Annotated in this window: 17 protein-coding genes and 1 riboswitch; of the genes, 8 read left to right on the top strand and 9 right to left on the bottom strand. The window is 70.4% G+C overall.

What is annotated here, in order from left to right:
- Nucleotides 1-175 precede the first annotated feature (175 nt).
- Together queD and ACHWVH_RS03930 are read left to right on the top strand one after the other, a co-directional pair.
- Entirely contained in the window at nt 176-535 is a 360-nt protein-coding gene (gene queD, locus ACHWVH_RS03935) for a 6-carboxytetrahydropterin synthase QueD (RefSeq protein WP_017912556.1), read from the top strand.
- Nucleotides 536-812: 277 nt separating this feature from the next.
- Complete coding sequence (locus tag ACHWVH_RS03930) at nt 813-1,190, top strand: phasin family protein (protein ID WP_026143664.1); 378 nt, start codon at nt 813-815, stop codon at nt 1,188-1,190.
- Between the two features lie 408 nt (nt 1,191-1,598).
- Here ACHWVH_RS03930 and bioD read toward each other — a convergent pair whose 3' ends face one another.
- Nucleotides 1,599-2,288 (bottom strand): dethiobiotin synthase, encoded by a 690-nt coding sequence (bioD, locus tag ACHWVH_RS03925; RefSeq protein ID WP_295925194.1) that lies wholly within the window; start codon nt 2,286-2,288, stop codon nt 1,599-1,601.
- A 116-nt stretch (nt 2,289-2,404) separates the two neighbouring features.
- Between bioD and ACHWVH_RS03920 the strand changes: the two genes are divergently transcribed.
- From ACHWVH_RS03920 to btuB, 3 genes are all read left to right on the top strand, one after another.
- Nucleotides 2,405-2,887, top strand: a complete 483-nt coding sequence (locus ACHWVH_RS03920; RefSeq protein ID WP_017912553.1) for a GAF domain-containing protein — start codon at nt 2,405-2,407, stop codon at nt 2,885-2,887.
- Nucleotides 2,884-3,312 carry a TfoX/Sxy family protein gene (locus ACHWVH_RS03915; protein ID WP_152236067.1) on the top strand — a complete coding sequence of 143 codons (429 nt, stop codon included), beginning with the start codon at nt 2,884-2,886 and terminating at the stop codon, nt 3,310-3,312. The genes ACHWVH_RS03920 and ACHWVH_RS03915 overlap by 4 nt, the downstream gene beginning before the upstream one ends.
- Before the next feature lie 25 nt (nt 3,313-3,337).
- Nucleotides 3,338-3,556: riboswitch (cobalamin riboswitch) on the top strand.
- Between the two features lie 113 nt (nt 3,557-3,669).
- Entirely contained in the window at nt 3,670-5,541 is a 1,872-nt protein-coding gene (btuB, locus tag ACHWVH_RS03910; protein ID WP_394686705.1) for a TonB-dependent vitamin B12 receptor, read from the top strand.
- 433 nt (nt 5,542-5,974) lie between these two features.
- On the opposite strand, the gene gph is transcribed toward btuB, so the two are convergent.
- Both gph and dinB read right to left on the bottom strand, forming a co-directional pair.
- Nucleotides 5,975-6,628 carry a phosphoglycolate phosphatase gene (gene gph, locus ACHWVH_RS03905; protein ID WP_394686704.1) on the bottom strand — a complete coding sequence of 218 codons (654 nt, stop codon included), beginning with the start codon at nt 6,626-6,628 and terminating at the stop codon, nt 5,975-5,977.
- A 676-nt stretch (nt 6,629-7,304) separates the two neighbouring features.
- Nucleotides 7,305-8,375, bottom strand: coding sequence for a DNA polymerase IV (gene dinB / locus ACHWVH_RS03900; protein ID WP_193312708.1), 1,071 nt, complete (start codon nt 8,373-8,375; stop codon nt 7,305-7,307).
- A 200-nt stretch (nt 8,376-8,575) separates the two neighbouring features.
- Here dinB and fabA point away from each other — a divergent pair, with 200 nt between their 5' ends.
- Nucleotides 8,576-9,091: a 3-hydroxyacyl-[acyl-carrier-protein] dehydratase FabA gene (gene fabA, locus ACHWVH_RS03895; protein ID WP_150409556.1), complete on the top strand. Its 516-nt coding sequence runs from the start codon at nt 8,576-8,578 to the stop codon at nt 9,089-9,091.
- Nucleotides 9,091-10,299: a beta-ketoacyl-ACP synthase I gene (gene fabB / locus ACHWVH_RS03890; protein WP_295925189.1), complete on the top strand. Its 1,209-nt coding sequence runs from the start codon at nt 9,091-9,093 to the stop codon at nt 10,297-10,299. Before fabA ends, fabB begins: the two co-directional genes overlap by 1 nt.
- Before the next feature lie 45 nt (nt 10,300-10,344).
- Here the strand turns inward: fabB and ACHWVH_RS03885 are convergent, their stop codons facing one another.
- The 6 genes from ACHWVH_RS03885 to ACHWVH_RS03860 all read right to left on the bottom strand — a co-directional run bounded on the left by ACHWVH_RS03885 (nt 10,345) and on the right by ACHWVH_RS03860 (nt 18,081).
- Nucleotides 10,345-11,229, bottom strand: a complete 885-nt coding sequence (locus ACHWVH_RS03885) for an SH3 domain-containing protein (protein WP_394686703.1) — start codon at nt 11,227-11,229, stop codon at nt 10,345-10,347.
- 408 nt (nt 11,230-11,637) lie between these two features.
- Nucleotides 11,638-13,662: a M3 family metallopeptidase gene (locus tag ACHWVH_RS03880; protein ID WP_295965385.1), complete on the bottom strand. Its 2,025-nt coding sequence runs from the start codon at nt 13,660-13,662 to the stop codon at nt 11,638-11,640.
- A gap of 61 nt (nt 13,663-13,723) precedes the next feature.
- Nucleotides 13,724-14,827, bottom strand: coding sequence for a PLP-dependent cysteine synthase family protein (locus tag ACHWVH_RS03875; protein ID WP_150410562.1), 1,104 nt, complete (start codon nt 14,825-14,827; stop codon nt 13,724-13,726).
- 131 nt (nt 14,828-14,958) lie between these two features.
- The gene (locus tag ACHWVH_RS03870) at nt 14,959-15,171 is read right to left on the bottom strand and encodes a heavy-metal-associated domain-containing protein (protein ID WP_267092915.1); all 213 of its coding nucleotides are present in this window, start codon (nt 15,169-15,171) and stop codon (nt 14,959-14,961) included.
- A 34-nt stretch (nt 15,172-15,205) separates the two neighbouring features.
- Nucleotides 15,206-17,644: a heavy metal translocating P-type ATPase gene (locus ACHWVH_RS03865; RefSeq protein WP_295965384.1), complete on the bottom strand. Its 2,439-nt coding sequence runs from the start codon at nt 17,642-17,644 to the stop codon at nt 15,206-15,208.
- A complete protein-coding gene (locus ACHWVH_RS03860; protein WP_295965383.1) occupies nt 17,641-18,081 on the bottom strand; it encodes a heavy metal-responsive transcriptional regulator in 441 nt (146 codons plus the stop codon). The genes ACHWVH_RS03865 and ACHWVH_RS03860 overlap by 4 nt, the downstream gene beginning before the upstream one ends.
- 116 nt (nt 18,082-18,197) lie before the next feature.
- On the opposite strand from ACHWVH_RS03860, the gene ACHWVH_RS03855 reads away from it, so the two are divergent.
- Complete coding sequence (locus ACHWVH_RS03855) at nt 18,198-18,605, top strand: CopL family metal-binding regulatory protein (RefSeq protein WP_394686702.1); 408 nt, start codon at nt 18,198-18,200, stop codon at nt 18,603-18,605.
- The last annotated feature ends 71 nt before the right edge of the window (nt 18,606-18,676 follow it).

The raw sequence follows: 18,676 nt of genomic DNA, 5'->3' as shown, positions 1-18,676 counted from the left end.
CCGTCCGCGGCCACGTGCTGCGCACGCACTCGGCCGCCCTTCGGGGCGGCCTTTTTTGTCCGCTCCACCCGGCATCGCGCATGTCGCGACACCCTTCCGCACGACGGCGCCGTCGTCGTCGCGCGGCGCCGGCAGCCCGCCATGCCGCTCCACCCCTGACCGTACAATGCTCCCCATGGATATCTTCAAAGTCTTCACCCTCGAAGCCGCGCATCGCCTGCCCAACGTGCCGCCCGGCCACAAGTGCGCGCGCCTGCACGGGCATTCGTTCCGCATCGAGCTGCACGTCAGCGGCGAGCCTGGCGCCGAGAGCGGCTGGGTGATGGATTTCGGCGACATCAAGGCGGCGTTCCGCCCGCTCTACGACCAGCTCGACCACCATTACCTCAACGACATCGAGGGCCTGGACAATCCCACCAGCGAGCGTCTGGCGGTGTGGATCTGGGACCGGCTCAAGCCGGTGTTGCCGCTGCTGAGCGAAGTGGTGGTGCACGAAACCTGCACCTCCGGCTGTCGCTATCGCGGGCCGGGTTGAACAAGGCCGGGAATGGGGAATGGGGATTCGGGAATCGTAAGGGCCGCACCGCGCCGGCTGAGGGTTTGCGTGCTGCCCGCGTTGCGTCGTTGCGCGCATCTGGCGCTTTCCAGGCCCGCAGAGGTGTCCGGCAAGGGCTGGCGGAATTTCGCCAAGTAATTGATCAGAAAAGCAGTTTTAACGAATCCTGAGCGGCTTCAGAAAATTTTGTTGCATCGCAGCAGAATGAGCGTATGTTGCACTGCAACAGCAGTCGGCATTCCAACGGAGTTGCATGATGTCCGCTCAATTCAACGATCAGTTCAGCAGCTACACCCAGCAGTTCGCCGCCGCCGCGGCGCGTGCCAACCGCCTGGCGCTGGAGAGCGCCGAGAGCGTGTTCGGCGTGCAGTTGAAGACCTTCGAGAAGAACGTGTCGGCCACCACCGGCTTCCTCGGTGAACTGACCGAGGCGCGCGATCTGGGCACCGTGCAGGCGCTGTGGCCGAAGGGCCTGCAGATCGCCCGCGACAACTTCGAGCGGCTGGCCACGGCCAACCAGGAAGTGTTCGGCCTGGGCCTGAAGGCCTCCGAAGCCATCGGCCAGCTCGCCAAGCACCAGTTCGAAGCGGCGACCGAACAGGCCGCGCCGAAGGCCAAGCCCGCCGCCAAGTAACACTAGTTTTCGACGTCGCTGCGGTTCGCCGCCCGACGCACGCTCGGTCTGCATGGGTCCCTCCCCCCGTGCAACCCAAGGCCCGGTAGATCCCTCCCTCTACCGGGCCTTTTTTATGGGCGGGATTCGGGATTGGTTGATCGCGTGCGTCTTGGCGTTCCTGTCTTGCCTGATGAGAGAGGCTTCAGCTCCGGTGCTTTGCCAGGAGCCGGTAGATCGCCTCTTCGACCGGGCTTCTCCATGCGCTTGCTTCGGGAGTGAAACCCGGCATTCGGGATCAGCCCATCTTGCGGATCCGGGACGCCCTGCTCTTGTGGGAGGGGCTTCAGCCCCGACGCGCCATCGGTCAGGCGTCGGGACTGAAGTCCCTCCCACAAAAGCCGGCAGCGCAGTGCCACCGGCAGTTGCTCAGCCGGGCGACATGCCCGCCCACGGCTGCAGTTCCGCCGCCAACTGCTCGGCCTGCGGTTGCGGCCGGTACGGCAGGCGCCCCCAGCACGGCATCGGCAACCGCGCGCGCAGCATCGCCATGTTGTCGTCGATGCGCTCCATCGCCGGGTCGATCTCGTTGCCGATCCAGCCGATGCACTGCAGGCCATCGGCGGCGATCGCCGCGGCGCTGAGCCGGGCGTGGTTGAGGCAGCCCAGGCGCAGGCCGACCACCAGCACCACCGGCAGCCGCAGCGCGCGCGCCAGATCGGCCTGGTCCAGCGTCGCCGACAGCGGCGCCGCCCAGCCACCCACGCCTTCCACCACCACCACGTCGGCCTGCGCGCGCAGGCGGTCGAACGCGGCCGCGATCGGCGCCAGCTCCAGCTGCACGCCGGCATCGGCGGCGGCCAGTTCCGGCGCCAGGGGCAACGGCAGCGCGTAGGGATTGAGATCGTCATAGCGCGGGCGTGGCTTGCTGGCCTCCTGCAGCGCCAGCGCGTCCTCGTTGCGCCAGCCGTCGGCCTCGCGCGTGCAGCCGCTGGCCACCGGCTTCATGCCCACCGCGCGCTGGCCGCGCGCGCGCAGGGCGTGCAGCAGCGCGGTGCTGGCGATGGTCTTGCCGATGCCGGTGTCGGTGCCTGTGACGTAGAAGGCGGAAACAGCCATGCGAAACCCTGTCGGTTGGCCGGCGGGACGCGCGGCGGCGCGCAGGATAGCCGGGTGCGTCGCGCGCGTCAGCCGCCGCGGTGCCGGCGGACGCAGCGCGCTGCTAGACTCGCGCGATGTTCGCCTCGTCCTCGCTCACCGGCAGCAAGCCGGAACAGTACGCCCAGTTGCTCGACCAGGCCCGTGCCCTGGTCGCCGGGGAGCCCGACCGCATCGCCAATGCCGCCAACCTGGCCGCGCTGGTGTACCACGCGCTGCCGCGGCTGAACTGGGTCGGTTTCTACTTCTACGACGGCAAGGAACTGGTGGTCGGCCCGTTCCAGGGCCTGCCCGCCTGCGTGCGCATTCCGCTGCACAAGGGCGTGTGCGGCGCGGCCGCCAGCAGCGGCCAGACCCAGCGCATCGACGACGTGGAGGCGTTCCCCGGGCATATCGCCTGCGATGCGGCCTCGCGGTCGGAACTGGTGGTGCCGCTGCTGCGCGACAGTGCGCTGGTCGGCGTGTTCGACCTGGACAGCCCCGACCTCGCCCGCTTCGACGCCGACGACCAGCGCGGCCTGGAAGCGATCGCCCAGGTCTTCGTCGACAGCCTGCGATGAGTACCACCAAGCTGCGCAACATCGGCCCCAAGAGCGCGGCCTGGCTGCGCCAGGTCGGCGTGCGCACGCAGCAGGACCTGGAGGCGGCCGGCGCGGTCGGCGCCTTCGTCAAGGTCAAGCGCGCCGGCTTCAAGCCCAGCCTCAACCTGCTGTATTCGCTGGAAGGCGCGCTCAGCGGCTGCCACTGGCAGGAACTGTCCGAAGCACGCCGCGCGCAGTTGCTGGGCGAACTGGAGATCGCGACGGCGGCGCTGCCGGCGCAGCGCGGCCTGCCGGTCGCCGGGCCGGTGGCGACCACGCACTTCGACCGCGACGACACGCGCGACGACGACGCTGCCGACGGCGCCTACGCGCACGACACGCACGACACGCCGATGGGCGACCACTACGGCGACGACGACGGCCACGGCACTCACGCCGACTGAGCCGCGCAGCCAGCGGCGATCGCGTACAATCGCGCCGCTTCAAGGTGACCCACCGGCTCCGGCCAGCGGGTTGAAACGGGAAGCCGGTGCGTCTTGCGACAAGGCCGGCGCTGCCCCCGCAACGGTAAGCGATCCGCGCTGACGACCTGCGCCACTGTGCCCTGGGCATGGGAAGGCGTCGCAGCCGGGAGGTCCGCCTCCCTGATCGCGAGCCCGGAGACCGGCCTTGCAGTTCACTGGTTGCGATGCGGAGGGCGTCGCGGCGTGCCGCGCCGTGTCCGGTGCCGTCCGCTTGCACCTTCCGTTCGCGACTCCCTTGCCGTCACAGCGCGCAGCCGCGCGCCGGAGTTGCCACCCATGTCGTCCCGCCTGCTTTCGGTCGCGATCGCGTCCGCCCTGTCCCTGCCCGCGCTGGCCCACGCCGCCGATGCCGCCACCGACCTCGACCAGGTCCTGGTCACCGCCACCCGCACCCAGATTTCGATGGAGGACAGCGTGGTCCCGGCGCAGGTCATCGACCGTGCCGAGATCGAGCGCAGCCAGGCCACCTCGCTGGCGCAGCTGCTGCAGGGCCGCGCCGGCATCGGCCTCTCCAACCAGGGCGGCCTGGGCAAGCTGACCACGCTGAACCTGCGCGGCAGCGAGTCGGACCACGTGCTGGTGCTGGTGGACGGCGTGCGCATCGGCTCGGCCAGCGCCGGCCTGGCCGCGTTCCAGGACCTGCCGCTGAGCCAGATCGAGCGCATCGAGATCGTGCGCGGCCCGCGCTCGAGCCTGTACGGCTCCGACGCGATCGGCGGCGTCATCCAGATCTTCACCCGCCGCGGCGGCCAGGGCTTCCAGCAGAACCTGAGCCTGGGCGGCGGCAGCCACGGCCTGCGCGAGGCCGGCGCCGGCTTCAGCAACCGCGGCGAGCGCGGCTGGCTGGCCGTGCAGGGCGGCTACCAGAAGACCGACGGCATCAATGCCTGCAACGGCTCGGCCACGCTGTTCGCCGGCTGCTTCGTCGACCAGCCCGACCGCGACGGCTACCGCAACGTCTCGCTGAGCGCGCGCGGCGGCTACGCGCTGACCGACACGCTGCGCATCGAAGGCCAGGCGCTGAACATCGACAGCCGCAACGAGTACGACGGCGACGCGCTGTTCGCCGGCAACGAGGCCGACAACACCCAGCAGGTGTTCAGCGGCAAGCTCGACTGGACGCCCTCCGATCGCCTGCACCTGGCCGCGCAACTGGGCCGCAACGTCGACGACGCGGACAGCTACTACCGTGCGCCAGGCGCACGCACCCGCAGCTTCGTCAGCACCTTCGACAGCCGCCGCGACACCGCCGCGCTGCAAGGCGACATCACCCTGGCCGAAGGCCATTTGCTCAGCGTCGGCAGCGACTGGCAGCGCGAGCACGTCGCCAGCAGCACCGCCTTCGACGTCGACAGCCGCGACAACACCGGCGTGTTCGCCGAGTACCAGGGCCGTTTCGGCGCGCAGCAGGTGCAGGCCAGCGTGCGCAGCGACGACAACGAGCAGTTCGGCGAGCACACCACCGGCAGCCTCGGCTGGGGCCTGGCGCTGGACCATGGCCTCAAGCTCACCGCCAGCGTCGGCACCGGCTTCAAGGCGCCGACCTTCAACGACCTGTACTACCCGTTCGCCGGCAATCCGGAACTGAAGCCGGAGCGCTCCAAGAGCGGCAACCTCGGCATTGCGCAGTATGCCGACAGCTGGAACTGGACCTTCAACGCCTACGAGACCCGGGTGAAGGACCTGATCTCCTACGACGCGGTCAGCTTCCTGCCGGTCAACGTGGACGAGGCGCGCATCCGCGGCGCCGAACTGACCGGCTATGCGTTGCTGGCCGGCTGGGAACTGTCGGCGCAGCTGAGCCACACCGACCCGCGCAACCGCAGCGACGGCGGCAACCGCGACAACTGGCTGGCGCGCCGCGCGCAGAACACCGCGCGTCTGGACGTGGACCGCGGCATCGGCCCGGTCAAGCTCGGCGTCAGCGTGTTCGGCAGCGGCCACCGCTTCGACGACGCGGCCAACCGCGTGCGCCTGGCCGGCTACGGCACCGTCGACCTGCGCGCGGAGTACGCGTTCACCCCGGACTGGACGCTGCAGGCCAAGGCCAGCAACGTGTTCGACCGCGACTACCAGACGGTGAACTGGTACAACCAGCCGGGTCGCGAGTACGCGCTGACCCTGCGCTACGCGCCGGCGGCGCGCTGAGCCGGCGTCCCGCGCTGCGCCGATGGCGTGGCGCGGGACGACAGTGCGGAAACCACGCGTCTTTTTTTGTAGGAGCGGCTTCAGCCGTGATGGGCTTTCCCGGGAAAGCCTGTCGCGGCTGAAGCCGTTCCTACGAAAGGCGGCATGTGCGAACACACCGGATGTAGATGCGCGCATTCTCAAAGCAGGCATGCGCGACGCACGCGCACGTGGTCACTCGCGATCAGGCCGCTGGCTGCCGAACGCAAACGGCCTCCCTCGTGCTCATGCATCGCGGCACAAACCTGACAGTTCAGCGACCGCTACGCGCCCGGACCCTCACCCCAACCCCTCTCCCGGGGGGAGAGGGGCTTACTGCGTCATCGGCTGAAGCCGCTCCTGCAAGCGCATCCCGGTCTTTGCGCTACACCGCAGTGTTTGGATCGCCGTCGTATCAGCGCAGCTGCAGCAGCTCGCGCAAATCATCCATCAGCAACACCACGTCGGCCGTGGCCAGATCCAGATCGCGCGGATAGCCGTAACGCACCAGCGCCACCGGCATGCCGGCGGCGTGGCCTGCCTGCAGGTCGGTCCCCGAATCGCCGACCATCAGGCAGCGTGCCGGCGGCTGCGCGAACTGCTGTGCCAGGTGCAGCAGCGGCGCCGGGCTGGGCTTGCGCTCGGGCAGGCTGTCGCCGCCGAGCACCGCAGAGAACAGATCGGCCACGCCCAGATGGCGCAACAGCGGCGGCACCATCGCCGACGGCTTGTTGGTGCACAGCGCCAGCGTCACGCCATCCGCATGCAACTGCGTCAGCGCCTCGGCCGCACCCGGATACAGCCGCGGACTGCGCAACAGGCATTCGGCGTAGTGACGCATGAAGGTCGGCATCACCGTCTCGAGCGGCGTGGCGTCGTCGGCACGCCGCCAGGCGCTCTCGACCAGTTTGCGCACGCCCTCGCCGATCCAGCCGAGCACGGTCGCCTCCGGCACGCGCGGCAGGCCGAAGTCGGCCAGGGTGCGGTTCAGCGCCTCGGCGATGTCGGCGCCGCTGTCGACCAGGGTGCCGTCCAGGTCGAACACCACCAATGCATAAGGAAATGTCATGTCGTGCCAACACAGGGAAACAAGTGCGCATTGTAGGTGGCGCAATGTCGGACGCGGTTGCGACGCGCGCGCGCGGGCGCGGCGCGGCGCGGAAGCTGCCTTCGCTGACACGCGATTGCGACCACGCCACGCCCGCTGCGGCGGCGCCGTGACGGCGACCGAGCGCGCGAACCGCGCTCACGCGATCCATCCCGGCCCGAGTCAACCGCTCGATCCCTGCGCTCGCGCGCACGACACCCGAGAACATCACCGGTTGGCGATCCCCACCCATGTTTCAATCCACGCATCCGTGAGGACGCGACCAGGTCGATCCGCGTGCCAGAGGATGAAGTCGCTGTTGCAACCCGAGCAGGATGCCCCTGTGGGAGGGACTTCAGTCCCGACGCGGGAGCGACAGCCAGGTTCTCGGCCTGCACCCACATCCCATGGTTGTTTCAACACACGCACACGCGAGCGTGTGCGACCGCTTACGCTGTGCTTGCTGACCGACTCGATGTACTTTCAATCCACGCCCCCGCAAGGGCGCGACACAGACCCGCCGTCGCCGCACCGTAACCCCAGGTGTTTCAATCCACGCACCGCTCAGGGCGCGACGATAGAGGGTACGACAGTCTCCCGTGGCACACGTTCCCATGCAATCAGCCGGGAAGGCAGTCTCCCAGGCAATGCCACCACCTCAACCGAACAAGCGCCCCTGCGCTTGCCCCGGCTCGCGCTCGTGGAAGCCGGACAGGCCGACGCCGACCAGGCGGTAGCGGGTGGATGCCGGCAGGTCCACCCGCTCGCGCAGCGCCAGGGCGATGTCGATCAAGGCCTGCAGCGAGTCCGGCGGCTGCTCCGGGGTGAAACTGCGGGTGAGGATGCGGAACTGCGCGGTCTTCAGCTTCAGCACCACGGTGCGCGCGATGCGCTCGGTGCGGCGGGTGGCGTTCCAGGTCTTCTCGGCCAGTTGCCGGATCGCCGGCTCCAGCGCCTCCAGCGCCAGGTCTTCGGCGAAGGTGTCCTCGGAGGAGATCGACTGCACCGGCTGGTCCGATTCCACCGGGCGTTCGTCGATGCCGCGCGCGCGCTGGTACAGGCGCAGGCCGAAGCTGCCGAAGCGCGCCTCCAGTTCCGCCTCGCTGCGCGCGCGCAGGTCGCCGACGGTGGCGATGCCCAGTTCCGCCAGCTTGGCCTCCATGACCTTGCCCACGCCGGGCACCTTGTTCACCGGCAACGGGGTCAGGAACGCTTCCACGCGATGCGGTCGGATCACGAACTGGCCGTCGGGCTTGCGCCAGTCCGAGGCGATCTTGGCCAGGAACTTGTTCGGCGCGATGCCGGCCGAGGCGGTCAGTTCGGTTTCGGCGCGGATCTGCGCGCGGATGGTCTGGGCGATCTCGGTGGCGGTGTGCAATTCGCCCTTGGGCGCGGTGACGTCCAGGTAGGCTTCGTCCAGCGAGAGCGGCTCGATCAGGTCGGTGTGGCGCTGGAAGATCTCGCGCACCTGCCGCGACACCGCCTTGTAGCGGGCGAAATCCGGCGGCACGAAGATCGCGTCCGGGCACAGCCGCTCGGCTCGCAGCGCCGGCATCGCCGAGCGCACGCCGAACACCCGCGCCTCGTAGGAGGCGGCGCACACCACCGAGCGCATGCCGCGCCAGGCCACCACCACCGGCTTGCCGCGCAGCGCCGGATCGTCACGCTGCTCCACGGACGCGTAGAACGCGTCCATGTCGACGTGAATGATCTTGCGCATCGACCCCATACCCTACGCCTGCGAACGGTGTGCGCATGATAAGCCCCGCGCTGCGCACGGACTGAGAATGCGCGCTTTGATCCGGCGCAGTGCGCGCGCCACCGCCGCTGCCGACACTACGCGTGCGTACGGATAAAACGTTTGATTGAACGCGCGAAGCTCATGCACTCTTGCGCGCCTCGACTGTCTCGCCTGGGAATGTTTCGCTCATGAGTCGTCTGTCCTCCTATTCGCGCGAGCAATTGCTCGCCAGCGCACGCGGCGAGTTGTTCGGCGCCGACGCCGCGCGCCTGCCCAACGATCCGATGCTGATGTTCGACCGCATCGTCGCCATCGACGAGACCGGCGGCGCGCACGGCAAGGGCGTGATCCGCGCCGAACTGGATATCCGCCCGGACCTGTGGTTCTTCGGCTGCCATTTCATCGGCGATCCGGTGATGCCCGGCTGCCTGGGCCTGGATGCGATGTGGCAGTTGACCGGCTTCTTCCTGACCTGGCTGGGCGCGCCCGGCCGCGGCCGCGCGCTGGGCGTGGGCGAAGTGAAGTTCACCGGGCAGGTGCTGCCCACCGCCAGGCAGGTGGTGTACGAGATCGACATCAGCCGGGTGATCAACCGCAAGCTGGCGATGGCGGTGGCCGACGGCCGCATGTCGGTGGATGGGCGCGAGATCTATACCGCCAAGGACCTGCGCGTGGGCCTGTTCACGTCGACGGAGGCGTTCTGATGCGGCGCGTGGTCATTACCGGAATGGGCATCACGTCGTGCCTGGGCAACGATCTGGACAGCGTGTCGCGCGCCTTGCGCGAAGGCCGCGCCGGCATCCGCCATAACCCGCAGGCGGTCGAGGCCGGCCTGCGCAGCCAGATCGGCGGCGATGTGCAGCTGGACCTGGACGCGGCGATCGACCGCAAGCTCAAGCGCTTCATGGGCGACGCCTCGGCCTACGCCTACCTGGCGCTGCGCGATGCGCTGGCCGATGCCGGCCTGGACGAGGCGGCGATCAGCGACCCGCGGATCGGCCTGATCGCCGGCTCCGGCGGCGGCTCCAGCCACTGGCAGGTGGAAGCGGCGGACCTGCTGCGCAACCGCGGCGTGCGCAAGGTCGGCCCGTACATGGTGCCGCGCACGATGTGTTCGGCGGTGTCGGCGAGCCTGGCCACCGCGTTCAAGATCAAGGGCGTCAGCTACTCGCTGTCGGCCGCGTGCGCGACCTCGGCGCACTGCATCGGCGCGGCGGCGGACCTGATCCGCCACGGCCAGCAGGACGTGATGTTCGCCGGCGGCGGCGAAGAGCTGGACTGGACCATGAGCCTGATGTTCGACGCCATGGGCGCGCTGTCCACCGGCTTCAACGACACGCCGGCGGTGGCCTCGCGGCCCTACGACGCCGCGCGCGACGGCTTCGTCATCGCCGGCGGCGGCGGCATGCTGGTGCTGGAGGACTACGAGCACGCGGTGGCGCGCGGCGCACGCATCCATGCCGAACTGGTCGGCTACGGCGTGACCTCCGATGGCGCCGACATGGTGGCCCCGTCCGGCGAAGGCGCGGTGCGCTGCATGCGCATGGCGCTGCAGAGCGTGGACGCGCCGATCGACTACCTCAACACCCACGGCACCTCGACGCCGCTGGGCGACGTCACCGAGCTGGACGCGGTGCGTGCGGTGTTCGGCGACGCGGTGCCGCCGCTGTCCTCGACCAAGGCGCTGTCCGGGCATTCGCTGGGTGCGGCCAGCGTGCACGAGGCGATCTACTGCCTGCTGATGCTGCGCGACGGCTTCATCGCCGGCTCGGCCAATATCGACACGCTGGATCCGCGCGCCGAGGGCTTCCCGATCGTGCGCGAAAGCCGCGACGCGGACTTGCGCACGGTGATGTCCAACAGCTTCGGCTTCGGCGGCACCAACGCCGCGCTGGTGTTCGCCAAGGCTTGACCGTACCCAGGCCGCACGGCGCCTTTGAGGGCGCCGTGGCGCGGCTCAGCGTTCCAGTTGCTTCACGTCGTGTCGCCCGGCGGCCTCGTCCTTGTGCGGTTCCGGCTTGGCCGGTGGCGCTGAGGGCGGAGGCGGAGGCGGAGGCGGAGGCGGAGGCGGCGGTGGTGGCGGCGGTGGTGGCGAACTCGGCTTCGGTGGATGCCGCTCGACCCACTGGATCGTCGCCGGCGACGGCGGCCAGGATGGCGATGCCGATGGCGCAGACGCAGGCGGCGGCACCGGCTGCAGTCCCATCGATTCGCGCTGGCGGCGGTCGCTGTCCTGGCGTTGCAACTCCTTCGCCAGTTCCTTGTTGTAGCGGGGATTGAGCGCGTCCGGCGGCGGGATCTGATGCATCCGCTCGCCCGGCGGCGTCCATGCCGGCGTGGCGCTCACGGCCTCGGACGCGGACGCCTGCGGTGGAGGGGGCGCCCGCCATTGCGGCGCCAACTGCCGCTGCAGCGGTGCCGGGATCTGCGCTGGACCAGCGGCAGTCGCCGCGCTTTCCAGCGGGCGGTAACGCGCGCGTTCGCGTGCCCACGGCTGGCCGCGATAGTGCGTGTCCCAGTAGCGGTCCAGCGCGAAGCCGACCGTGGGCACACCGAGCGAGGCACCGGGCGCGACGCCCTGCCCCTGTTCGTGAAAGTCGATTGCACCAGCCGGCAGCCAGCCGCGTTTCTCGCGCCAGCTGACATCGCACCAGGCCCAATCCCGTGTGCAGCCATGCACCTGCAACGCGTCGTCGGTGGCCGGCGTGGCCACGCGCGGATACTCCGGCGCCGGGCCGGCGCGCAGACTGGCGCCGATGCGCACCGTGCCGCTGCCGTCCTGCGCCAATGCCGGCGCGGCCATGCCCAACAGCAACGGCGTCCACCACCCTGCTCGCTTCATGCGGTCCTCCTTGTGCAGTGCGGCAGTGTCCTGCGCCGCGATCGCGGCGGCGAAGATCGACGTGCCGCTGTGCTGTGTTCTAGCACAGAGGAGCTGGGATTCGGGATTCGGGATGATCAGTCTGCGGCTGTTGAAAGCCGGGATGGGAATTGGGGGACGTCGTGCACGGAACAACATCACGATCAAGCTATCTGACAAACGTGGCTGCCTTCCGATGAAAAAGGTCGCCGCTTTTTGTGGGAGGGGCTTCAGCCCCGATGGGCTTTCCCGGGAAAGCCCGTCGGGGCTGAAGCCCCTCCCACAGTGCAATCGCAACCACTACGCCTGTGCAGGAAAATCTCGAATCCCGGCTTTCAGCAGCCGCAGGCTGTCATCCCGAATCCCCAATCCCGAATCCCGAATCCCGGCTTATCCGGCCATGCCGCTGTGCCGCAGCAACGCCTCCAGCTCCGGCGCGCGACCACGGAAGGCGGTGAAGTTCTCCAGCGCCGGGCGGCTGCCGCCGCGCGAGAGGATCTCGCGCAGGAAGCGCGCGCCGGTGTCCGCCAACTGGTCAGGCGCTTCCTCGAATGCGGCATACGCGTCGGCGCTGAGCACCTCGGCCCACTTGTAGCTGTAATAGCCGGCCGCATAGCCGCCAGCGAAGATGTGGTTGAACTGGTGCGGGAAGCGGTTCCACGCCGGCGGCCGGTTCACCGCCACGGCGTCGCGCACGCGCTCGAGCAACTGCAGCACGCTGTCGGACTGCGCATCGAAGTCGTGGTGCAACTGCATGTCGAACAGCGCGAACTCGAGCTGGCGCACGGTGAACATGCCGCTCTGGTAGTTCTTCGCCGCCAGCATCTTGTCGAACAGCGCGCGCGGCAGCGGCTCGCCGCTGTCCACGTGCGCGGTCATCGCCTGCAGGCGCGGCCATTCCCAGCAGAAGTTCTCCATGAACTGGCTGGGCAGTTCCACCGCGTCCCATTCCACGCCGTTGATGCCGGCCACGCCCAGTTCGCCGATCTGGGTCAGCAATTGGTGCAGGCCATGGCCCATCTCGTGGAACAGGGTGGTGACCTCGTTGTGGGTGAAGGTGGCCGGCTTGCCGTCGCTGCCGCGGCCGAAATTGCACACCAGGTACACCAGCGGGGTCTGCACGCCGTCGGCGCGTTCGCGGCGGTTGCGGCAGTCGTCCATCCAGGCGCCGCCGCGCTTGCCTTCGCGCGCGTACAGGTCCAGGTAGAACTGCCCGACCAGGCGCCCCTGCGCATCGCTGAGGCGGAAGAAGCGCACGTCCGGATGCCACACCGGCGCGCTGTCGGCCTCCACCCGCAGGCCGTACAGGTCGTGGATCAGGCCGAACAGGCCGTCCAGCACCTTGGGCTCGGTGAAGTAGCGCTTCACCTCCTGCTCGGAGAAGCTGTAGCGCGCCTGCTTGAGCTTTTCGCCGGCATAGAGCAGGTCCCAGGCTTCAAGTGTGTCGAGGTCCAGGTGCTCGCGCGCGAAGGCTTCCAGTTCCGCGCGGTCGCGCTGCGCGTAGGGCTTGGCGCGTGCGGCCAGGTCGTGCAGGAAGTCCAGCACCTGTGCAGGATCCTGCGCCATCTTGGTCGCCAGCGAATACTCGGCGTAGCTGGCGAAGCCAAGCAAGGCCGCCAGTTCGCCACGCAGGGCGAGGATGCGCCCGATCGCCGCGCTGTTGTCCAGCGCCGCGTCGCCGAACTCCGAGGCGCGGATCGCGTTGGCGCGGTACAGCGTTTCGCGCAGCGCACGGTCCTCGGCGTACATCTGCACCGGCAGGTAGCACGGCATCTGCAGGGTCAGCTTCCAACCCGCTTGGCCGTCGCGCTCGGCCGCCGCGCGCGCGGCTGCGATGCTGTCCTCGGGCAGGCCGGCCAGGCGTGCCGGGTCGTCGACCAGCAGCGACCACGCATCGGTGGCATCAAGCACATTCTGCGAGAACTTGGCCGACAGCGCCGACAGTTCTTCCTGGATCGCGGCGAAGCGCTGCTTGTCGGCCTCGCCCAGTTCGGCGCCGCCCAGGCGGAAATCGCGCAGCGCGTTGTCCAGCACCTTGCGCTGCGCCGGGCCGAGCGCGGCCGCCTCCGGCGACTGCGCCAGCGTGCGGTACTGCGCGAACAGCGCCAGGTTCTGTCCCAGCGCGCTGGAGAAGCGCGTCACCTTGGGCAGGTTGGCGTTGTAGGCCTCGCGCAGCGCCGGCGTGTTGACCACCGCCTGCAGGTGACTCACCTGGCCCCAGGCGCGCCACAGGCGCTCGGTGGCATCGTCCAGCGGCGCCACGAAGCTGTCCCAGCGCACCGGCGCCACCGTCTCGGCGGCGGCCACGGCGGCCTCGGCCTGCGCCAGCAGCGTGTCGATCGCCGGGCCGATGTGCTCGGGCTGGATCGCATCGAAGCGCGGCAGGCCGGAAAAATCGAGCAGGGGATTGGTCATCGCGGAAGTCTCGGTAGCGGGGGAAGGACCGGCGCGGCCGGCCACGAAAAGCAGATGGCGGTCAGTCCAGCGCAGCACAAGGCAGCGGCGGCAGGCCGGCGCCGGCCACCGCCGCGGCCAGCTGCGCATCGGCCTGCTCCACGTCGATGCCGTGCTCGGCGTACCACTGCGGCCGGTAGTAGCTGTGCCCGTAGCGCTCGCCGCTGTCGCACAGGATGGTGACGATGGCGCCGCTGCGGCCCTGCTCGCGCATGCGCGTGGCCGCCTGCAGCACGCCGACGAAGTTGGTGCCGGTGGAGCCGCCCACGCGCCGGCCCAGGCGCGCGCTGACGTAGCGCATCGCCGCCAGGCTCAGCGCGTCGGGCACCTTGACCATCGCATCCACGCAGCTGGGGATGAAGCTCGGCTCCACCCGCGGCCGGCCGATGCCTTCGATGCGCGAGCCGCCGGTGCTTTCCAGGCCGGCGTAGTCGCGTCCGGCCAGCGCCTCGCGGTAGCCGTCGAAGAACAGCGACACCTCCGGATCCGCGCACAGGATGCGGGTGGGATGGCGCCGGTAGCGCACGTAGCGCCCGAGCGTGGCCGCGGTGCCGCCGGTGCCGGGGCTGCACACGATCCAGGCCGGGATCGGATGCGGCTCCTCCTGCATCTGCCGGAAGATCGACTCGGCGATGTTGTTGTTGGCGCGCCAGTCGGTGGCGCGCTCGGCGTAGAGGAACTGGTCCATGAAGTGGCCTCCGGTCTCGCGCGCCAGTTGCACCGAATCGGCATGCAGGTCGCAGGCGCGCCCGACCAGGTGGCAGCGCCCGCCCTGGAACTCGATCGCGGCGATCTTCTCCGGCGAGGTGGTGGCCGGCATCACCGCGATGAACGGCAGCCCCAGCAGGCGCGCGAAATACGCCTCGGAGACCGCGGTGGAACCGCTGGAGGCCTCGATCACCGGCCGCCCCTCGCGCAGCCAGCCGTTGGCCAGCGCGTACAGGAACAGCGAGCGCGCCAGGCGGTGCTTGAGGCTGCCGGTGGGATGGCTGGACTCGTCCTTGAAGTACAGGTCGATGCCGGGGAAACCGGGCAGGTCCAGCGGGATCAGGTGGGTGTCGGCCGAGCGGTTGAAGTCGGCTTCGATCTTCTGGATGGCGGCGGCCACCCAAGCGCGATGGGTCATGGCGGTGCGGGAGCGGAGAAATCGCGCCCACGATACACGCCCGGCCACGCGCCCGGGCCATGCGCGGCAGCGGCCGCCACGCCGGCGTTCACCTGGCGTGGCGCGGCGTCGGAGCGGCGTCGGAGCGGCGCTCAGCCAGCGGCCACGCTGAAGCCGGCGTCGGCGATCGCCTGCTCCAGCGCGGCCACGTCGATGCGCGCGGGGTCGTAGTCGATGCCGACGCGCCCGCCTTCCAGCAGCACCGTGCTGGCGGCCACGCCCGGGCAGGCGTCGAGCACCCGCTGCAGCCGTGCGCTGCAGCCACCGCAGCTCATGCCGTGGACCAGAAGATCGAGATGGTGCATGTCAGGCTCCAGGGTCAGGAAATCGAATCCGCGCTCATTGCGGACGCCAGCGATTCAGCAGCAGCGCGTTGCCCAGCACCGAGACCGAACTCAGCGCCATCGCCGCGCCGGCGATCACCGGGTTGAGCAGGCCGAACGCGGCCAGCGGGATGCCCAGGCCGTTGAAGACGAAGGCGAAGAACAGGTTCTGGCGGATCTTGCGCACCGTCGCCGCGGACAGGTCGATGGCGGCGGCGACACCGGCCAGGTCGCCGTGCATCAGCACCACGTCGGCCGCCTCGATGGCGATGTCCGAGCCGCTGCCGATGGCGAAACTGACGTCGGCCGCGGCCAGTGCCGGGGCATCGTTGATGCCGTCGCCGACCATGCCCACATGTGCGCCCGGCACGGCCTGCAGCCGGCGCACGTGCTCGGCCTTGTCCTGCGGCAGCACCTCGGCCTGCACCTGCTCGATGCCGAGCCGCACGGCCACCGCCTGCGCCGCGTGGCGGTTGTCGCCGCTGAGCATGGCCACCGCGATGCCGCGCGCCTGCAGCAACCCCACCGCCTCGGCGGCATCCTCGCGCAGCGGATCGGCGATGGCGATGTAGCCGGCCATCGCGCCGTCCACCGCCACCCCGACCACGCTGTGGCCCTGCGCCTGCGCCGCCTCGGCCTGGCGGCGCAGCGCCGGGTCGGCCGGTGCGGCGACCAGGCCGTCGAGCCACGCCAGCGCGCCCAGCGCCACCTCGCGCCCGTCCACGCGGCCGCACACACCCTGCCCCGGCAACGTCTGCACCGCCTCAGCCGACGGTGCCGGCACGGCCGCGCGCACGCCCAACTCGGCGGCGCGCTGCACGATGGCACGCGCCAGCGGATGCGCCGAGCCGGTCTCCAGCGCCGCGGCCAGGCGCAACAGCGGCGCGGTCTCGGCAGCGTCGGCGACCAGCACCGCGGTCACCTGCGGCTGGCCCAGGGTCAGGGTGCCGGTCTTGTCGACCACCAGCGCGGTCAGCGCACGGGCGCGTTCCAGCACTTCGGCGTCGCGGATCAGGATGCCGGCGCGGGCGCCGACGCCGGTGCCGACCATGATCGCGGTCGGCGTGGCCAGGCCAAGCGCGCACGGGCAAGCGATCACCAGCACCGCCACCGCGTGCACCAGCGCCTCGGCGAAGCTGCCGCGCAGCGCCCAGGTCGCGCCAAGGGTGATGGCGGCGATCGCCAGCACCGCCGGCACGAACACCGCGGCGATGCGGTCGACCAGGCGCTGGATCGGCGCGCGCGAGCCTTGCGCGGCGTCGACCATGCGCACGATCTGCGCCAGCAGGGTGTCGGCGCCGACACCGGTGGCGCGCGCGCGCAACAGGCCGAGCTGGTTGACCGTGGCCGCGTGCAGGCGACTGCCCGGCGCCTTGGCCACCGGCATGGCCTCGCCGGACAGCATCGCCTCGTCCACGCTGGAATGGCCGTCGAGCACCTCGCCGTCCACCGGCACGCGCTCGCCGGCAGCGACCACGAACACGTCGCCGACCGCCAGTTCCGCCGCATCCACCTCCACGACGGTGCCGTCGCGCTCGACCCGCGCGGTGGTCGGCGCCAGGTCGAGCAGCGCGCGCACCGCCGCGGTGGTGCGGCGCTTGGCGCGCGCTTCGAGCAGGCGCCCGAGCAGCACCAGGGTGATGACGCTGGTGCTGGCCTCGAAGTACACGTGCTGGCCATGCAGGCCGGCCACGGTGACCACGGCGCTGTACAGATAGGCCATGCCGGTGCCCAGCGCGACCAGCACATCCATGTTGGCGCTGCCGTTGCGCAGCGCGCGGTAGCCGGCGCGGTAGAAGCGCGCACCGATCCAGCACTGCACCGGGGTGGCGAGCAGCAACTGCAGCCAGCGCGGCAGCGGTTCGACGTGCCCGCCGCGCAGGGCGTCGCCATCCAGCATGCCGAGCATCTGCCCCCAGAACGGCAGGGTGAGCAACACCGCCGCGGCGAACAGGCCCAGCTCGCGTCGCCAGGCGTGCCGCTCGCTGCGCTCGCGCTCGGCCAGCTGCGCCGGGTCCATGGCCTGCGCGACGCGCGCGCCGAACCCGGCGCGTTCAATCCGTGCGACCAGCTCCGCCGGCGCGACCGCACCAGGCACGATCTCCACCCGCGCCTTGGCCGAGGCCAGGTTGGCGTGGCCGGCGAGCACGCCCGGGGTCTTCGCCAGCACCGCATCGATGGACGCGACGCAGGACGCGCAGTGCAGGCCGCTGAGTTCCAGGGTCAGGGTCTCGATGGGCACGCTGTAGCCGGCCTGCTGGATGCGCTGCAGCAGCGTCGGCAGATCCACCTGCTGCGGATCGTAGTCCACCTGCACGCGCGCGCCGGCATAGCTGGCCTGCGCCGCCACGCCGGGCAGGCGCTGCAGCGCCTTCTCCACGCCGGCCGCGCAGGCGGCGCAGGTCATGCCCTGCACCGGCAAGGTCAGCGAGGCGGTGGCGCGACCCGTGCTCATCGCGACGGCTCGCCGGCGGCATCGCCGCGGATGTCGCCCAGGATCGGGCAGGCGTCCGGCGCACCGCGGCCGGGGCACTCCTCGACCAGCGCCGCCAGGGTGTCGCGCATCTCGGTCAGCTCGGCGATGCGCCGATCCAGCGCCTGCAGGCGCGCGCTGGCGCGCTGCTTGATGCCCTCCACGCCGTGCACGCGATCGTCCTGCAACGCCAGCAACTCGCCGATCTCCTCCAGCGAAAAGCCCAGTTCCTTGGCGCGGCGGATGAAGCGCACCCGCTGCACCGCCGCGGTGTCGTACTCGCGGTAGCCGGAGGCGCGGCGCGGGGCGGGTGGCAGCAGGCCCTGGCGTTCGTAGTAGCGCACGGTGTCGATGGCGACATCGGCCTGGCGGGCGAGCGCGCCGATGGTGAAGCGGGCGGTGGCGGGGTCGGATCGCATGCGCACACCCTACTCCCTGGACTCGGGTCCAGAGTCAAGCCTTGCCGGATGGCGGTCGCTTGCCGCGCACGCCGGCTTCGGTATCCTCTTCCGTTCCCGCTACCACGCTGCCGCCTGTGCCGACCTTCGCCATCCTGCTGCGCCTGCTGCTGTGCCTGAGCCTGCTGCTCAACGGCACTGCGGCCGCCATGGCGATGCCTGGCATGGCGACGCACGGCACTTCGACGCACGACACCGGTGCCACGGTCGCCAGCGCGGCGCCGGTGCATGCGGCAATGCCCTGTCACGACGCGCCGCCACCGCCGCCGGCGGATCACGACGGCCACTGCCACGACCATGCCGGCAAGCACGGTGGCTGCGGCGGCATGGCCGGCTGCCAATGCCCGCACGCGCAGCCGCTGCCGGCCCTGCTGGCGATGCCGCTGGCGCTGCCACGCTTGCCCCGCACCCTGATTGCAGCCGCTCCCCAGGGCGCGCACGGCGCACCCGGCCTGCCGCGGCTGGAACGCCCTCCCAGCGCCTGAGCGCGCGCGGCCGCCTGCTGGGCGGTCTCCCGGTGGCAGCGCACAGGCGCTGCCGCGTCCGAGCCTGCAGC

The sequence above is a fragment of the uncultured Xanthomonas sp. genome, from assembly GCF_964278005.1.
In the GTDB taxonomy this organism is placed as follows: domain Bacteria; phylum Pseudomonadota; class Gammaproteobacteria; order Xanthomonadales; family Xanthomonadaceae; genus Xanthomonas_A; species Xanthomonas_A sontii.
This window is presented reverse-complemented; position numbering and strand designations above follow the sequence as displayed.

What these genes read in the sequence shown, in the direction of transcription:
- ACHWVH_RS03875 (WP_150410562.1), bottom strand. Translation starts at nt 14,827, where the DNA reads ATGACCCATCGCGCTTGGGTGGCCGCCGCCATCCAGAAGATCGAAGCC.
- ACHWVH_RS03885 (WP_394686703.1), bottom strand. Translation starts at nt 11,229, where the DNA reads ATGAAGCGAGCAGGGTGGTGGACGCCGTTGCTGTTGGGCATGGCCGCG.
- btuB (WP_394686705.1), top strand. Translation starts at nt 3,670, where the DNA reads ATGTCGTCCCGCCTGCTTTCGGTCGCGATCGCGTCCGCCCTGTCCCTG.
- fabA (WP_150409556.1), top strand. Translation starts at nt 8,576, where the DNA reads ATGAGTCGTCTGTCCTCCTATTCGCGCGAGCAATTGCTCGCCAGCGCA.
- ACHWVH_RS03930 (WP_026143664.1), top strand. Translation starts at nt 813, where the DNA reads ATGTCCGCTCAATTCAACGATCAGTTCAGCAGCTACACCCAGCAGTTC.
- gph (WP_394686704.1), bottom strand. Translation starts at nt 6,628, where the DNA reads ATGACATTTCCTTATGCATTGGTGGTGTTCGACCTGGACGGCACCCTG.
- ACHWVH_RS03920 (WP_017912553.1), top strand. Translation starts at nt 2,405, where the DNA reads ATGTTCGCCTCGTCCTCGCTCACCGGCAGCAAGCCGGAACAGTACGCC.
- ACHWVH_RS03870 (WP_267092915.1), bottom strand. Translation starts at nt 15,171, where the DNA reads ATGCACCATCTCGATCTTCTGGTCCACGGCATGAGCTGCGGTGGCTGC.
- ACHWVH_RS03915 (WP_152236067.1), top strand. Translation starts at nt 2,884, where the DNA reads ATGAGTACCACCAAGCTGCGCAACATCGGCCCCAAGAGCGCGGCCTGG.
- ACHWVH_RS03860 (WP_295965383.1), bottom strand. Translation starts at nt 18,081, where the DNA reads ATGCGATCCGACCCCGCCACCGCCCGCTTCACCATCGGCGCGCTCGCC.
- queD (WP_017912556.1), top strand. Translation starts at nt 176, where the DNA reads ATGGATATCTTCAAAGTCTTCACCCTCGAAGCCGCGCATCGCCTGCCC.
- ACHWVH_RS03865 (WP_295965384.1), bottom strand. Translation starts at nt 17,644, where the DNA reads ATGAGCACGGGTCGCGCCACCGCCTCGCTGACCTTGCCGGTGCAGGGC.
- ACHWVH_RS03880 (WP_295965385.1), bottom strand. Translation starts at nt 13,662, where the DNA reads ATGACCAATCCCCTGCTCGATTTTTCCGGCCTGCCGCGCTTCGATGCG.
- fabB (WP_295925189.1), top strand. Translation starts at nt 9,091, where the DNA reads ATGCGGCGCGTGGTCATTACCGGAATGGGCATCACGTCGTGCCTGGGC.
- bioD (WP_295925194.1), bottom strand. Translation starts at nt 2,288, where the DNA reads ATGGCTGTTTCCGCCTTCTACGTCACAGGCACCGACACCGGCATCGGC.
- dinB (WP_193312708.1), bottom strand. Translation starts at nt 8,375, where the DNA reads ATGGGGTCGATGCGCAAGATCATTCACGTCGACATGGACGCGTTCTAC.